The sequence below is a fragment of the Candidatus Moraniibacteriota bacterium genome (assembly GCA_028688415.1).
Taxonomy (GTDB): domain Bacteria; phylum Patescibacteriota; class Minisyncoccia; order Moranbacterales; family UBA1568; genus UBA1568.
Map to the genome: position 1 here is coordinate 884,913 of JAQTYF010000001.1, position 14,957 is coordinate 899,869.

14 protein-coding genes and 2 tRNA genes are annotated in these 14,957 nt (G+C 44.3%); 9 read left to right on the forward strand and 7 right to left on the reverse strand.

The window, feature by feature from the left end:
• Positions 1–37: 37 nt before the first annotated feature.
• From PHH40_04325 to PHH40_04340, 4 genes are all read right to left on the reverse strand, one after another.
• On the reverse strand, positions 38–1,168 hold the full coding sequence (locus tag PHH40_04325; protein ID MDD2766952.1) for a L,D-transpeptidase family protein: 1,131 nt from the start codon (positions 1,166–1,168) through the stop codon (positions 38–40).
• 115 nt (positions 1,169–1,283) lie between these two features.
• Positions 1,284–1,369, reverse strand: a tRNA-Leu gene (locus PHH40_04330).
• 7 nt (positions 1,370–1,376) lie between these two features.
• Positions 1,377–1,688 carry a hypothetical protein gene (locus tag PHH40_04335; protein ID MDD2766953.1) on the reverse strand — a complete coding sequence of 104 codons (312 nt, stop codon included), beginning with the start codon at positions 1,686–1,688 and terminating at the stop codon, positions 1,377–1,379.
• Positions 1,689–1,999: 311 nt separating this feature from the next.
• Entirely contained in the window at positions 2,000–3,499 is a 1,500-nt protein-coding gene (locus PHH40_04340) for an HDIG domain-containing protein (protein ID MDD2766954.1), read from the reverse strand.
• Positions 3,500–3,615: 116 nt separating this feature from the next.
• On the opposite strand from PHH40_04340, the gene PHH40_04345 reads away from it, so the two are divergent.
• Complete coding sequence (locus tag PHH40_04345; protein ID MDD2766955.1) at positions 3,616–4,035, forward strand: bacteriohemerythrin; 420 nt, start codon at positions 3,616–3,618, stop codon at positions 4,033–4,035.
• Between the two features lie 70 nt (positions 4,036–4,105).
• Here the strand turns inward: PHH40_04345 and infB are convergent, their stop codons facing one another.
• The 3 genes from infB to PHH40_04360 form a co-directional block, all read right to left on the reverse strand.
• Positions 4,106–5,887, reverse strand: a complete 1,782-nt coding sequence (gene infB, locus PHH40_04350) for a translation initiation factor IF-2 (GenBank protein ID MDD2766956.1) — start codon at positions 5,885–5,887, stop codon at positions 4,106–4,108.
• Positions 5,888–5,921: 34 nt separating this feature from the next.
• Positions 5,922–6,458: a DUF4446 family protein gene (locus PHH40_04355; GenBank protein MDD2766957.1), complete on the reverse strand. Its 537-nt coding sequence runs from the start codon at positions 6,456–6,458 to the stop codon at positions 5,922–5,924.
• A 169-nt stretch (positions 6,459–6,627) separates the two neighbouring features.
• Positions 6,628–6,714, reverse strand: a tRNA-Ser gene (locus tag PHH40_04360).
• Positions 6,715–6,894: 180 nt separating this feature from the next.
• Between PHH40_04360 and PHH40_04365 the strand changes: the two genes are divergently transcribed.
• The 8 genes from PHH40_04365 (at position 6,895) to PHH40_04400 (ending at position 14,882) form a co-directional block, all read left to right on the forward strand.
• A complete protein-coding gene (locus PHH40_04365; GenBank protein MDD2766958.1) occupies positions 6,895–7,440 on the forward strand; it encodes a methyltransferase domain-containing protein in 546 nt (181 codons plus the stop codon).
• 8 nt (positions 7,441–7,448) lie between these two features.
• The gene (locus PHH40_04370; protein ID MDD2766959.1) at positions 7,449–8,837 is read left to right on the forward strand and encodes an extracellular solute-binding protein; all 1,389 of its coding nucleotides are present in this window, start codon (positions 7,449–7,451) and stop codon (positions 8,835–8,837) included.
• 128 nt (positions 8,838–8,965) lie between these two features.
• Positions 8,966–10,753: a translational GTPase TypA gene (gene typA, locus PHH40_04375; protein MDD2766960.1), complete on the forward strand. Its 1,788-nt coding sequence runs from the start codon at positions 8,966–8,968 to the stop codon at positions 10,751–10,753.
• 312 nt (positions 10,754–11,065) lie between these two features.
• Positions 11,066–11,494, forward strand: a complete 429-nt coding sequence (locus PHH40_04380; GenBank protein MDD2766961.1) for a hypothetical protein — start codon at positions 11,066–11,068, stop codon at positions 11,492–11,494.
• A gap of 135 nt (positions 11,495–11,629) precedes the next feature.
• A complete protein-coding gene (locus tag PHH40_04385) occupies positions 11,630–11,911 on the forward strand; it encodes a hypothetical protein (GenBank protein ID MDD2766962.1) in 282 nt (93 codons plus the stop codon).
• A gap of 88 nt (positions 11,912–11,999) precedes the next feature.
• Positions 12,000–12,392 (forward strand): hypothetical protein, encoded by a 393-nt coding sequence (locus PHH40_04390; protein ID MDD2766963.1) that lies wholly within the window; start codon positions 12,000–12,002, stop codon positions 12,390–12,392.
• Between the two features lie 157 nt (positions 12,393–12,549).
• The gene (locus PHH40_04395; protein ID MDD2766964.1) at positions 12,550–13,653 is read left to right on the forward strand and encodes a pilin; all 1,104 of its coding nucleotides are present in this window, start codon (positions 12,550–12,552) and stop codon (positions 13,651–13,653) included.
• Positions 13,654–13,694: 41 nt separating this feature from the next.
• Positions 13,695–14,882 (forward strand): pilin, encoded by a 1,188-nt coding sequence (locus PHH40_04400; protein ID MDD2766965.1) that lies wholly within the window; start codon positions 13,695–13,697, stop codon positions 14,880–14,882.
• Positions 14,883–14,957: the final 75 nt, after the last annotated feature.

A 14,957-nucleotide genomic window follows, 5' to 3' on the forward strand; every position in this document is an offset into this window, starting at 1 on the left:
CACCCTGAGACAATTCAGGGTGGTTTTTTTTGATGTTTCAGTAAATGATAACAGGCGTGCCGACGTCCGCCCATTCGAAAACGCGTTTCGCAGGACCGACACCGAGACGGACACAACCGTGAGAGACAGGTGTCCCGAGATGATTTGCTCCTTCTTTGTAGCCACCTGGCCATTCAGGAAGCTCATGAATACCAAAGAGTCCACTCGGGACAAATGCCATCCAATAAGGCATATAGAGGCCATATTTTTTTGACCAGGGACGATCAGATTTATTATGAATAGAGAACTCTCCTGTCGGTGTATCCATACCTCGTTTGCCTGAAGATACGATATAGACATCGATTGTCTGACCGTTTTCAAAAAGGGTCATCGTTTGACTTGCCAGGCTTATGTCGATGTATTTCCCAGTTGTTTTCTTCGGTTGTGTGGATTTCTTGGCGAATTCAGAGCGTGAAGTGGGGTCCGTATTCTCTGCCGTTTTTGGAAGAGCAGCAGTCGTAAATGTCGAATGAGTAATTGGGAGGAGGGATGAATCATCCCCATCTTTCCATTTTACGGAAATATCGAGAGCATATTCTTTGTTTGGAAGAAGGGGAGATTGCGGAAGTACTTCAAATATTGTTCGTTCCGGATTGATTTCGTTGACGACAGCCGGAAGAGTATCAATACGGAAATCAATATAGAAATCTTGTACAGACTCATCGAAAACTATCTTCAGAGGATCTTCGATACCGAGGAGAACATCACGAGATCCAGGAGCAGGGGTGATGCTCGCAATAGTCGGTTTTTCAAGTGTCTTGATAGCGAATACTGTTGCGGTGCTTTTGGTGAGATATTTCGTCTTGCCTTCGAGGACCGAGAGTTCAAATGAGGTAGCGAGAGGCCAATCATTTTTTGGTACGAGGACAGCCTCGGTATTTCCTTTCAGCCACTCTATATCGAGTGGAAAGTTCTTTGAGAGGAGAATCTTTCCAGAGAGACTCTCGGGACGCATAGGCTGTGAGAAATGAACGATAATTGGCTCTCGTGGACCAGTAGAAGCATCTTTTTTGAGCGTGACAGTTGCAGAGGCATAATGATCGCGTATGAGATATCCGGTACCCAGAACAAAAACACTCACCACGAGAACAAAGAGAAACCAAAAAAAAGGATTGAACGAGTGGTGCATGAAGAAGAAATTATTTTTTGTGTGGGCTGTGGGAGGCTTGCCCGCAACGCAACGCGACACGATGCGGGCGGGGACTCGCCAGCCCGAGGCTGATCCGTCTTGGGCGGAAACTCTTTGGTGCCGAGAGAGAGACTCGAACTCTCATGGGATTGCTCCCGCTAGCTCCTAAGGCTAGTGTGTCTACCATTCCACCATCTCGGCATTTTTCTTAGGCTATCCGTGCTTTCTCTCCGAAAATACTGAGAAGCCGGAGTGATTCTTCTTTCATCGGACCATCGTTCTCATATTCTCCGTGATGGCGAGTGTCGTTGCCATACGTGTGCTTCTTCTGATCGAGATGAAAACTGACTGTCAGAGTAATCTTATCAAGTTTTGTATAGGAGTGGAAGCGAGGATAGCCAGCGCTTGCGAGCACCCGCACGAAACTCATTTCATTTCCCTCTTGACGCTGGAAGACATAACCTGCTTTACGCATGAGAGAAAGAGGGTTTTCAGTGATGGCTTCGACAATGATTTTCATAGAGGAGTATTAAATAGGATGAAGATTTTTTTCAAAAGTTTTTTAGGAAACCACTTCGCGAAGTTGCTTCGGACGGGTTTATCTAAAAACTTTTGAAAAATATTTGAATATTTACATTTTGTCGGGGCACTGAGAATTGAACTCAGTCTACACGAACCCGAATCGTGCGTACTACCGGTATACGATGCCCCGTTTATTTAACTCTGAATGATAAATTCTAAATTTTAAAATAAAAAGCAAAATTTTTAAACTTTGAAACACTTGAAATTAAGATTTATTTTGAAATTTGAAATTAAAAATTTGAAATTTTTCTATTCCACCCAGTGTTTCTTCTTTATCTGATTGTTCTCTTCTTTTCGCTTTTCGTCAATCTTTTCTTTTGCTAATGTTCGGAGTGTCTCGAGAGGATTTTCTTTGAGAATCATTGCTCGACTAAGGAGAGCTTCTTTTGTGTTGATTGCAGGATCTTCGATGGCTTCTGCAAGCAGAACATCGAGAAGAGCCCCAATCTGTGGACCAGCAGGAATACGGAGGACTTCTATGAGATCAGTGCCTTTGAGAGCGAGCATCTTTACCGAGACAGGGTCCTTGGACACCTTGTCGATCATATATTCCAGGTGACGGAGTTTGTACGGCTTGGCCTTGGGCACTCCGGAGCCGAGTCTGTCACCGATACGCACAGCCATGAGATCATCCATATTTTCGAGACCAACACGTTTGATGAGACGCCTTACAGAGGCCTCGGTCACTTCATCGACATTGTAATAGAAGAGGTGATTGTCAACGAGAAGGGTCGCTTTCTTGATAGTGTTTTTCGAAAAACGGAGACGCGTGAGAATCTTTTCTGTCATACGAGCACCGACATGGTCGTGATTGTAGAACGTAGAATGAAGACCATTCCCACGCTTAGTCGCTGGTTTGCCGACATCATGGAGGAGGGCAGCGAGGAGGACATCGAGTTTCTTCGATGGACAGGTCGCGAGGGCGCGGAGGTTGTGCTCCCAAACAGTATAGACGTGATGGAGGTTCTGACCGACGCCGATACCAAGTTCGAGTTCGGGGATGATGAATCGCAAGAGGTTGGTGTCATGGAGCATTTGTACGCCCTCACTCGGACTATTGGAAAGAATAATTTTTGAGAGTTCATCACGGATACGTTCTTGGGAAATAGCAGAGAGCTTGTCAGAAAGTTTCTGGAGTGCTTGAAACGTCTCGTCTTCGATGCACCAATTTTTTGCCACGTCTCCTTCTTTCGGATCGCGGAGTTCTGACCAAAAACGTACGGCGCGCATCAGTCGGAGTGCATCCTCAGAAAAACGTTCGAGAGGATCACCGACTGTGCGGATAATTTTCTTCTCTATATCAAGAGCGCCAGAGAATAGATCAACAAGTATCCATTCGTTGGTAGTACGAGGACCATAGGCGAGCGCATTCATTGTAAAGTCACGACGCGCGAGATCTTCTTCGAGAGAAAGTGTGAAATGAACATCGGTCGGATGACGATTGTCTTCATAGTTTCCTTCGGTACGGTACGTCGTCACTTCGATGATGTCATATTCTTTTGTGCTGTCAGGAACTTCCATAAATCGAGGTGTTTTCACGCCGACAGTACCGAAATCGTTCTCATAGAAACTTTCAGGAAACAGCGCGATGATTTCTTCTGGCACGGCATTGGTGGTGATATCCCAGTCTTTGGGCGTACGGTGCAAGATGAGGTCGCGGACGCATCCACCGACGATAAACGCCTCAAAATGAGCCTTTCGCAAGGTTTCGACGATATCTACGACAGGTTGTGGAATGGAATATTTCATACTCTGAACTCTAGCAACATTTTCTTATTCTGCCAATACATTTTCAGAAGCGAATAAAAGTGTTTTTTCTTTGATGAAGGGTGTATACTTGAAAAGTAATTATTCACCTCTTTTTTATGAACACAAACAGAGCGAAGCTTGAGTGGAATGAAAAGTACAGTGTGGGCGTTGAACTTATCGACAATCAACACAAGGTGATGTTTGCTACTATCAATGATCTAATCGATGCTATAGATGCTACTCCGACCAAGGAAGTGCTTCGTTCTATTATTGACAAGCTTGTTGAATACAAGCGATTTCATTTTGTGACAGAAGAAAAATATTTCAGGGAATTTGCATATGCCGGAACAGAAGATCATATTGCGAAACATCAGATGTTTGATACAATGCTGACGAAACTTCAGGAAGAAAGCGGTGATGACACTATTATGCTCGCTTTTGGTCTCGTTGATTTCCTTGAGGATTGGCTCGTCAATCATTTGATGACAGCAGATCAGGCATACAAAGAATGTTTTATGAAGCACGGCTTGAAATAATCATTCGTAGATTTTCGAGAGATAAAAATACAGCGGTCCGACCGCTGTATTTTCTTTATTCGAAGATATTCTAGAGCGTGCGTTTTTTGGATTCTTCTTTGTAGCAGATGAGGGTGTCGCCGACGGCGATTTTCATATTTCCTTCAAAGACGACCCCGCATTCGTTTCCCTGGTTGACCTCATCAGCATTCTGTTTGTTCTGTTGGAGGTTCATCATTTTGCCACTGCCGACGATTTCGTCATCACGTTTGATTTCGATGAGCGATCCGCGGAGCATCTTGCCTTCACTCACGCGTCCACCGACGATCATATCGTGCTTGCCGGTTTTGAAAACAGCGAGAACCGAGAGGCGACCAGAATCTGTGCGGACGATTTCCGGAGTGAGCATCGAGGTGAGTCGTTCTTTGACGGCTTCGACGAGTTTGTAGATGATATTGTAGGTTTCGATTTGTACACCGCTTCCTTCGGCCATACGCTTGGCAACGGGAGTTGGTTCACTGTTGAATCCGATGACAAGAGCGTGAGCACTTTCTGCGGTACGGATATCTGATTCTGTGATAGCACCGACACCGGAGAAGATAAGCTCGAGAGCCACTTCATCAGACGTGATAGCACCGAGTATTTGTTCGATAGCTTCGAGTGAACCCTGAACATCAGCTTTGAGAATGAAAGGAACTTTTTTCTTCTCACTATCATCGTCCTGGATTTTGTTCATTTTTACTGTGCCAGTTTCTTTGTGCTTTGAGCGGTTGATACCTTTGCCAGTCACCACCTGAACGATGTCATTGACCTGTGGAGGCGTGTTGAATCCGTAGAGGGTGGCAGGGACGGATGGATCGGCTTTTTCGATGCTTCTTCCGGTGAAATCCTCGATACGACGAATACGACCAAAGGCGCCACCCGCGACGACATCCTGACCGACTTTCAGTGTACCGGTACGAATGAGGACAGTGGCGACAGGACCCTTTTGTGGATCGAGATTGGATTCGAGAACGATAGCGAGTCCATCACGTTTTTGATCAGAACGAAAGTCTTCGACTTCAGCAAGAAGCAGAATATTGTCGAGAAGCTTGTCAATATTGATGTTACTTTTGGCACTGATTTCGGTACACATCGTATCACCACCCCATTCTTCGAAGAGGATGCCGTGTTCGGCGAGTTCTTGTTTGACGCGATCTGGTCTCGCATCTGGTTTGTCGATTTTGTTGATAGCGACGATGACGGGGAGTTTGTGTTCTTTGAGGTATTGGATGACTTCCTTGGTCTGAGGACGGACACCATCATCAGCAGCGACGACGAGGATGGCGATGTCTGCAATAGAGAGTCCGCGTTTACGCATAGCAGAAAACGCTTCGTGTCCTGGTGTATCGACAAAGGTGATGAGTTGTTTGTGTTTCTTCACCTGATACGCACTGATGTGCTGAGTGATACCACCAGCCTCACCTCCTGCGACGTTTGCCTTGCGAATCGTATCGAGGAGAGTGGTCTTGCCATGATCGACATGACCGAGGATTGTGACAATCGGTGGGCGAGGAGAGAGGTTTTTTCCAGAATTTTTTTCTTCATCAAGAATCTTGTTTAGTCCTTCTACCGTGAGTTGTCCGGCTTCGATTTTCTCTTCAGCATGTTCCGCGTCAAACCCGAGGTCTGATGCGATGATGCCTGCAGTATCAAAATCAATCTCCTCGTTGATAGTTGCGAGGATATTATTTTTCATGAGTTCGGTAATGACGGCTGCTACTGGCAATTGCAAAATTTCGCTCAATTTCTTGACCGTTACAGAGGAGGGGAGAGCAATTTTTTTGAGAGGTATTGGTTCGGATACTTGTTCCTCGAGTGTTTCTTCAGTCATAGATGCGCTTGTGATACAAAATTAGAGGATGATTTTAGGAAACGATAGGTTTATGAGAAAGTTTTTTAGAAGGGTTGATTGCTTGTTCTATGGCTGATTTTTCTTCTTCAGTGAGCGGGAATCCGTTTGCTTCTCCAGAGACAATAGGCTTGGAATAGACCCGCGTGCCTTCCCTCGTATGGAGAGAAGAAATCACAAACCCAGAATTCTTTCCATCGAGAAGTGCGACGCAGAAACTTTGATTGCTCCCTACTTCTTTGAATGGATTGAAGCGGATGAGAGCGGTTTTATGCACACTTTTCATTGCCAGCTCCCGTAATCGATTGGAAATTTCAAAGAGTTCCTGAATTTCTTGATCGAGCGCTTTGGTTTCGTTCAACTGATCGATAAGAACCTTCTCAAGATCTTTGGCTTCTTTCCCAGAAAAGAAAAGATGCAATTTCTTTTTCAGGCGTCTGTTTTGTATGAATAACCCGATAACGAAACCACAAAGAAGAACTTCTCCCAAGAGGAGTGCTGCAAGAATACTGTAAAGGACCATCGGTGAAAGTGTTTGGATAAAATTGAACATAAAACGATATTACCGCTTGTGTTCATACCGTATCACGATTTTGGCTTAGAGTAAACCCCCACGCCAATGCATTGGTGTGGGGGTAAACCCGTTGTTCACTGCGGAAGCGGGAGAGATTCTCAGCCCAAGGCTGATGGGCCTTGGGCCCAGAACTGAAGTTTTCATTTTGCGGAAGCGGGAGGATTCGAACCTCCGATACCGTTACCGGTATGCCGCTTTTCGAGAGCGGTGCCTTCAACCACTCGGCCACGCTTCCATCTTATTACAACCACTCTCCGACCAAGGCGGACCAGCTCTGGGCTGGCGCCACACTTCCAGAGTTTCTACCTTTCTGTTGTACAGGAAAAAAGGATTTGGAGCAAGATGATTTGTTTTCCATCCTGTCTATTGTGTTGTATACTGAAAGTACATAAAAAATAAAATATTTTCTATTATTATGAATGCTCCACTCGCGATGACGTTTACTGATCCTACCTCTATCGTGAATGCTCTCGATATACAAGAAGGGGATATTGTTGCTGATTTTGGTTGTGGTGCAGGATTCTTTTCTCTCGAATTTGCCAAACGTGTTGGATCAGAAGGGAAAGTATATGCTTTTGATATACTCCCGTCTTCTCTCGAGGCAGTGACGAGTGGAGCAAAAACGATGAACCTTATCAATGTCACTCCCAAACGAGCCAATCTCGAAAAAGAAAATGGAAGTGGACTTTCTCCGGAAAGTATCGACTGGGTACTTCTCAAAGATATTCTGTTACAAAATGAAAAGAAAGATATTATTTTGAAGGAAGCCTCACGCATCCTCAAAAAGGGTGGGCATATGCTCGTGATGGAGTGGAATGCCGAGGATACGCTTGTCGGTCCTGATGCAGGAATTCGTATCAGTCCTGAAGATTTGACCACGCTTGTGACTGCCATTGGATTGACAGTAGAAAAAGAACTGCCAGTCGGAGGTTATCATTATGCTTTTGTGATCAAGAAATAAATACTCATATGAGAACATTGACCAAAAAATACTTTTTTGCTTTTACTCTCCTCATCATTGGAGCTGTATCGCTCTCAGGATGTGGGTTCAAGTCTACCCCACCCCAAGGCTATAAAGTGAATCTGGAAGTATGGGGTGTCGTAGATGATTCCGACGCATATAGCGAGCTCTTTGCGCAGTACAAGAGCATCAACCCCTATATAGGAAGTATCATCTATCGAAAGATGTCTGCTGAAACATACCAGGAAGATTTGCTCAATGCACTTGCATCAGGGAATGGGCCAGATATTTTCATGATTCGCAATGCATGGAGAAGTACGTTCGAAGACAAAATTGTTCCAATGCCAGATTCTTCTGTCGCAGAGAAGTTTTATCGTGATTCGTTTGTGGATGTGGTAGCCGATGATTTCATCAGCAAGAATCAGATTTATAGTGCTCCGCTTTCTGTCGATTCGCTCGGACTGTATTATAACAAAGACTTGTTCAACGCTGTCGGTATCGTCAATCCTCCAACGACATGGGAAGAAGTAGTGGATATGGTTGGTAGATTGAATCGTGTCGACAAATTCGGAAACATCATTCAGTCCGGTATCGCACTTGGGACAGGGGACAACATCAATCGCTCTTCTGATGTTTTACTCACGCTTATGCTTCAGAAATATGTTGATATAGGAAATACTCAGGGAGGAAGAGTTTCTTTTGCCGATCTGAAAGCGGAGTCTGCTCTCGCATTCTACAATCAGTTTGCTGATATTCGATCACGCGTCTATTCGTGGAACCCTCGTTTGCACTATTCTGTAGATGCCTTCTATGAAGGGACGCTCGGTATGATGCTCAACTATTCTTGGAGATATGATGAGTTGAAGAAAAAGAACTCCAAATTTAATTTTGGTGTTGCACCATTGCCACAGTTCGCCGGAGAAAAGCCAGTGAACTTTGCGAATTATTGGGGTTTTGTTGTTGCCAAGAACAAGACCATTCTCGCTGATCAGTCAACGACCGTCGATGCTTTACAACAAAATACACTCCGTATACATGAGGCCTGGCAATTCATCCGGTATATGACATTTCCTCATACGAACAATATGATGACACTGACGAATGGATTGGCAAATACATCCAAAGATTTCACGCTTACTTTTGATCCTGCAAAGAAATATCTCGAAAAAACAAGAAAGCCAGCAGCAAGACGAGATCTGATCAGTACACAGAAAACAGACAGTGCCCTTGCTCCATTTGCATTCGGCAATCTCATTGCGAAGAACGGGTACCAGGGAAGTCCAGAGACCGTTACCTCGGCATTGCTCGAAGCTATCAATGCAGTCAATAGAGGAGAAACTCGTATGAATGAAGCATTGTCACTTGCTACCAATCGTATTAATGCCGGAGCACGGTAATACTGTCTCGTGAAGAATATTACTATGATATCGAGTGTTTGACAGGATACTCTCTTTGAGGTACAATGTGAAAACCTTCGGTAAAGGCGTTCCTACGCCTTTTTTCAATGATATTAAACACTATTTATATGGAAATAAGAAACATCGCAATCATCGCACACGTGGACCATGGCAAGACAACTCTTACTGATGCGTTGATGCGTCAAACAGGCATGGTCACGGATGCGAGCGTCTCGATGGACTCGAATGCTCTCGAACAAGAACGTGGTATCACTATTTATGCCAAGAATGCCGCTTTGATTTGGAAAGATACGAAAATCAACATCGTCGATACACCTGGTCACGCAGACTTTGGTTCTGAAGTGGAACGCGTACTCCGTTCTATCGACAGTGTGGTACTCGTCGTCGATGCCCAGGAGGGTCCGATGCCACAGACGCGTTTTGTGTTGAAAAAATCTCTCGAACTCGGACTGAAACCGATTGTTGTGTTGAACAAAATCGACAAGCCAGCTGCTCGCCCAGAAGAAGTGAAAGAAATGGTCTATGAACTCTTCCTCGATCTTGGAGCGAATGATGAGCAACTCGATTTCAAAACAGTGTATGCTATCGCTCGTCAGGGTATTGCCAAACTCACTCTCGATGGAGACAGTGAGAATCTTTTTCCTCTTCTCGACACGATTCTCGAAGAAGTAGCTCCTGCAAAAAATGATATTGCGAGCCCTTTCCGTGCACAACCATTCAACCTCGGATACGATAATTTCGTCGGACGTCTCGCTATTGCTCGTATGTACGAAGGAAAACTCAAGGTAGGCGACAACGTACTCATGCGAAATGGGAACGGGAAAAATGAGACGAGTCGTATCGTGAAACTTTTCACCTTCCGTGGATTGGCACGCGTCGAAGCGACCGAAGTAGAAGCAGGGGATATCGTGATGATTGCTGGTCTCCTCACGGTAGAAATCGGAGATACGCTCTGTGTCACTCCAGATCAAACACTCCTCCCAGCTATTGATATCGACGAACCGACTATTTCTCTTAACTTCGTGGTGAACGACTCTCCTTTTGCTGGACGCGAAGGAAAATTCGTGACGAACAAACAACTTCGTGAACGTTTGCAAAAAGAACTCGAAATCAACGTCGGACTTCGTATCGATTTTGCTGATGACCATTACAAAGTCTATGGACGAGGTGAGCTCCATGTCGCTATCCTCCTCGAAAATATGCGTCGTGAAGGCTATGAAGTCCAAGTTTCTCAGCCACAGGTCATCATCAAAGAAGTCGATGGCGTGAAATCAGAACCATTCGAAGAAGTGACCGTAGAATGTCCTCTCGAAGTATCTGGTACCGTGATCGAAAAAATGGGCAAGCGGAAGGGCATCATGATGGAAATGAAAGAAGGTTCAGGTGGATACACCCGTCTTATATTTGAAGTACCGACACGCGGACTCCTCGGATATCGTGGAGAGTTTATGGTGGATACTCGTGGTGAAGGCACGCTCTATACTCGTGTCCTCGGCTTCCGTCCATACGTAGGTGAGATCAAGAAACGCGAAGAAGGATCGATGGTTTCGATGGCTACCGGCAAGGCACTCGCATTCTCACTCAACAATCTCCAGGAACGCGGTACGCTCTATATCTCTCCTTCGACAGAAGTGTATGAAGGTATGGTCGTAGGTAACGTCACCAAGGGTACTGATATGACGGTCAATCCTATCAAGGGGAAAGCAATGAGTAACATGCGATCATCGGGAGCTGATGAAGCGATCAAACTCGTACCACCGATCGAAATCTCTATCGAACGTGGACTTGAAATCATTCTCTCAGATGAATATCTCGAAGTGACTCCTCACAACGTCCGTCTCCGTAAACAAATCTTGAGCGAAACAGGACGTACGAAAGCAGGAAGAAAAGGGTAGAGAGCAATTAACAGGTAGCAAAGAACAGAGTTAACAAAGAACAAAAAACGAAGAAAAGAAAAATCGCTCCACTATGGGGGCGATTTTTTTTGATTGTTTTTTCAAGAATCTTTCTGGGAGGCTTGAAATTTTTTTCAGCATGGTTCCGACGCTTCGTCGGATGAAAAAAAGTTCACGCAAAGAGTTTGCCCGCTGGGGCAAATGAATGGCTACCCAGAGAGGTTGCTTGAGAAAAACAATCAGCTCTTTACATATTTTTTTCTTTTTCGTGATATACTATTCTTGTACAAAAATTCATATATTTTTATATTTATGTATCGACGCATTTTTTTTCTGAGCATTTTCTTCTTTTCTTTCTTTCTTACATTTGCACCGATCTCTGCTTCCGCTGCGCTCATCCCATGTGGACGCAATTCAGGCACGGCTGCTGAAATGGCTCCTTGTACTATCTGTCATATCATCGTCGGAGGAAGTGGTATTATCACCTGGGGCCTCAGTATCATGACGGTGATTGCTATTGTTGTTATCGTAGCTATGGCTATCCTCTATATCGTATCCGCAGGAGATGAAGGGATGATGTCAACTGCCAAAGGAGGTATCAAAGCGGCATTTATCGGGTTTGCGGTGATGCTTTCAGCCTGGCTTATTGTGATGACTGTACTCCGTGTCACTTCTGCAAATGTCCCTGGACTCGGTATTTCTGCGAGAGGATTTACCTTTTCGTGTGATACGAGTAGATAAGACGGGAATGATAATGGATGCAGGATAAGAGATAATTCTTCCTCGAGTCTGAGCGATCTCGGAGTCGATGACGGGGCCTTTGGAAAAATAAAAATTAAAACCCTTCGACAGGCTCAGGGCCTTCGGGAAAGAAATATGCACAATATTTTTCAGATACCAACAGTGTATGCAGGGGTCATCACCGATGCGAAACCACTCACTTCAATACTCAGTGACATTCTCAATTTTCTGTTGTCAATTATAGGTATCTCTGGTATACTCGGGTTAGTGATTGCTGGCGTGATATATATCACAGCTGCAGGAAGTGAAGATCGTATGCGATTGGCAAAAAATGCTGCCATAGGATCGGTCATCGGTATCGCCATCGCCCTCGGATCACTCATACTCACAGGACAATTAGCAGCATTTTTTTCCTAGAAAATTGAGGAAAAAAATAACAGCTAACAGTCAACAAATAACAAAAAATAAAAATGAAAAAGAAAGGGGGTGAGAAAATATGAAAAATATGAAACAAGTTCTGTTTGCAGTTGTTGCAACAGTTGTGATAGCAACTCCTCTTATGGCAGGAGCCGTAGTCAGTTCAGGAGTGGCTACTCCGGAAGGTTTTAACCCAACTGCTACTGGTAATGCAGCTTGGAGTCTTTCAGATAATACCGTTTTTGACCTCGTTACCAACGTAATGAATTGGTTGCTTGGTCTCATTGGTGTACTCGGCGTTATTGCATTCGTCATTTCCGGTATTATGTATCTCACCGCCGCTGGTGATGAGGGACAGATCGAAAAAGCGAAATCTATTATGATGTATGCTATCATTGGTCTTGTAATTGCTTTGATCGGCCTTATTGTCGTCAATGCTATTGGCGGTATTACTGGAACTACAACTACTACTACTTTCTAGATATTTAGAAAATTGTGGTTTACATGTTCTATCAAAAATCGCTCTTTTTATAAAGAGCGATTTTTTGATAATGAATAATCTTGTTTTTTCTCTTGGAAAAGAGTAGTATAAAAGAGCGATAAATAAAAAACAATTTTTTCGAAAAAACATAAAATATATGCGCAAAATATTTTTCTTGTCATTCTTTTCTTTTATTGGAATAAGCTTTTTTTTACAAACTTCGATTGTAGTTGCGGGTGATGGTGCTAATTGTATACTCAATGGAGGAATTTGTGCTCCGGGTGGTTGTGCTAATTTGGCAGACTACTTATATGATCCGAATGATCCTAATAATGATTGTCCAATAGAGAGCTCTTCTTTATTTCCAGATCCAGCTCCCAATCCTTGTTGCAAAAATTCTAATGGAGGCGGTTCAGCTTCAACATCAGGGAATTCACCGCTTTGTTCAAGTTATACGAATGGTGTGTGCGGTGATGTTTGTGCAGGAGGAAATGTTACTTCTGTGACCGGTACTTCAGATTGCACGGCACAAGGTATAACTTACTGTTGTGTGCCTACGATATCTAACAATGTTGTAAACGGTACCTACAATCCTGCAACCGGAGCTTCTGCCAGCACTGGTTCAGGATCTGCCTGTTATGACGATTTTGGTAATGAAGTTGCTTGTACATACAATCCTGCAACTGGAGCTTCTACTGGTTCTGCTACAGGAGGAAGTGCCTGTTATGATGATTTTGGAACTGTCGTTCCCTGTACCTACAATCCAGCAACTGGAGCTTCTACTGGTTCTGCTACAGGAGGAAGTGCCTGTTATGACGATTTTGGAACCGTCATCCCTTGTACATATAATCCAGCAACTGGCACGTCATTTGGCAGTTCCGCTTCTGGAGGATTTGCATCGAGTACAGGATCTGGATCGACATCAGGAAGTGGCACTTGTCCGTCAGGATTTATAATGAAGGCAGGGACATGCTTTCCGAGCTCAGGAACGTTGGGCGGGCTCTCAGACATCACTGTTTTTGAATTGATTACGAAAGTAATGAATTGGTTACTCGGTCTTATTGGTATTCTTGGTGTCATTGCCTTCGTCATTTCTGGTACGCAGTATCTCTTGTCTGCCGGGGATGAGAAACTCGCCGAGACTGCCAAACACAATATGACGTACGCGATCATTGGTCTCGTGGTCGCTCTCACTGGACTTATTATCATCAATACCATTGCAGGACTTACGAGTACTGGTACGAGCGGAGTGATTTATTAGTACACCCTTCTCTGATTCTAAAAAAGTAACCCATCATAACTATGTCACTTCTGAAGCAAAATACATTTTACTCGATGAGTTTTTTCTTTGTATTTCTTTTTTCTTTTTTCTCACTAGGATTTGTTCAAGAAGTGTCTGCTGATGATTTGGTTATTGGTACAGCAAATTGTACAAGACCAGAATCATCTGGTGGCTGGGGAGGTACTTGCCAAATAAAACTCACTCCGTTTACAAATGGATGTACAGCACCGACATCAAAATATGTTGGACTTTGTGATGCTGGCGCTTCTTATGGATGCTGTGTTTTAGGGACAAGTACTGCTTCAGGTCCTTTTGAAGATAGGTTAATAAGTGAAGCCAGTTGTAATGGACAAAGTGGTATATGTAAAATAAGAGTAACTCCTTCTTCAGATGGATGCGATAATGCAACTGAGAATTATGTTGGCTTATGTCAACATTGGTATAGTGCCAATGCTGATGGATGTTGTGTTCCAAAAGTAGTAACTCCTTCTCCTGCTGCTGGATGCGCAAGCCCGAATACGTGTGAAAGTGCTGTCAGAGGTGATTGTCCAGGCGGACGTTTATCGAATGGTTCTTGTACTGGTGCCAATGCAGGAAAGCTCTGCTGTGCTCCGTCTGCTCCTGCTGATTGTTCTGCTATTCCAATTCCTGCAGGTTGTCCTGGTATACCAGTTCCAGGAGCACCAACGACCATTTCATTTGGTAATCCTCTTGGTTTTGATACTGTCGAAGGAGTCCTCGGGAAACTTCTGGGAGAACTGCGAGGTATCATTGTTGTTCTGTCTCTCGTTTTCATCGTCATCGGTGCTGTCATCTATATCACCTCAGCAGGGGATGAGGGAAGAATGAAGACTGCCAAAGGGGCGATCACTGCAGCCATGATTGGTCTCGCAATAGGTATCGCTGCACCATCATTTCTGAAACAAATAGGTGACATCCTCGGTTGGGGACCAGTTAGTAATTCTCTCCCTGCAGGGACAAGAACGCTGACAGAAATAGCACTCAGTATTCTCCAATTTCTCCTCTCCGTCGTCGGTATACTCGGTATCATCATGCTCGTCATCGGTGGTCTCACCTACATCACAGCCTCAGGTGATGAAGGACGTGCAGAAACAGGCAAGAAAATCGTCACGTATGCTATCATCGGTATCGCTGTCGCTCTCACTGCGCTCATCATCGTGACACAGATCGCTGCACTCTTCGTATAAAAATATTCGAACAAAAAGAAAACGGCGATCAATGAATGTTATCACTGTCGCCGTTTTTTGATGGCTGCAAATTAC

Excerpts from the sequence above, each read along its gene's own strand:
- PHH40_04380 (MDD2766961.1), top strand. The coding sequence starts at position 11,066 with ATGTATCGACGCATTTTTTTTCTGAGCATTTTCTTCTTTTCTTTCTTT.
- PHH40_04355 (MDD2766957.1), bottom strand. The coding sequence starts at position 6,458 with ATGTTCAATTTTATCCAAACACTTTCACCGATGGTCCTTTACAGTATT.
- PHH40_04325 (MDD2766952.1), bottom strand. The coding sequence starts at position 1,168 with ATGCACCACTCGTTCAATCCTTTTTTTTGGTTTCTCTTTGTTCTCGTG.
- PHH40_04390 (MDD2766963.1), top strand. The coding sequence starts at position 12,000 with ATGAAACAAGTTCTGTTTGCAGTTGTTGCAACAGTTGTGATAGCAACT.
- PHH40_04385 (MDD2766962.1), top strand. The coding sequence starts at position 11,630 with ATGCACAATATTTTTCAGATACCAACAGTGTATGCAGGGGTCATCACC.
- PHH40_04395 (MDD2766964.1), top strand. The coding sequence starts at position 12,550 with ATGCGCAAAATATTTTTCTTGTCATTCTTTTCTTTTATTGGAATAAGC.
- PHH40_04370 (MDD2766959.1), top strand. The coding sequence starts at position 7,449 with ATGAGAACATTGACCAAAAAATACTTTTTTGCTTTTACTCTCCTCATC.
- PHH40_04345 (MDD2766955.1), top strand. The coding sequence starts at position 3,616 with ATGAACACAAACAGAGCGAAGCTTGAGTGGAATGAAAAGTACAGTGTG.
- PHH40_04365 (MDD2766958.1), top strand. The coding sequence starts at position 6,895 with ATGAATGCTCCACTCGCGATGACGTTTACTGATCCTACCTCTATCGTG.
- PHH40_04340 (MDD2766954.1), bottom strand. The coding sequence starts at position 3,499 with ATGAAATATTCCATTCCACAACCTGTCGTAGATATCGTCGAAACCTTG.
- PHH40_04400 (MDD2766965.1), top strand. The coding sequence starts at position 13,695 with ATGTCACTTCTGAAGCAAAATACATTTTACTCGATGAGTTTTTTCTTT.
- infB (MDD2766956.1), bottom strand. The coding sequence starts at position 5,887 with ATGACTGAAGAAACACTCGAGGAACAAGTATCCGAACCAATACCTCTC.
- typA (MDD2766960.1), top strand. The coding sequence starts at position 8,966 with ATGGAAATAAGAAACATCGCAATCATCGCACACGTGGACCATGGCAAG.
- PHH40_04335 (MDD2766953.1), bottom strand. The coding sequence starts at position 1,688 with ATGAAAATCATTGTCGAAGCCATCACTGAAAACCCTCTTTCTCTCATG.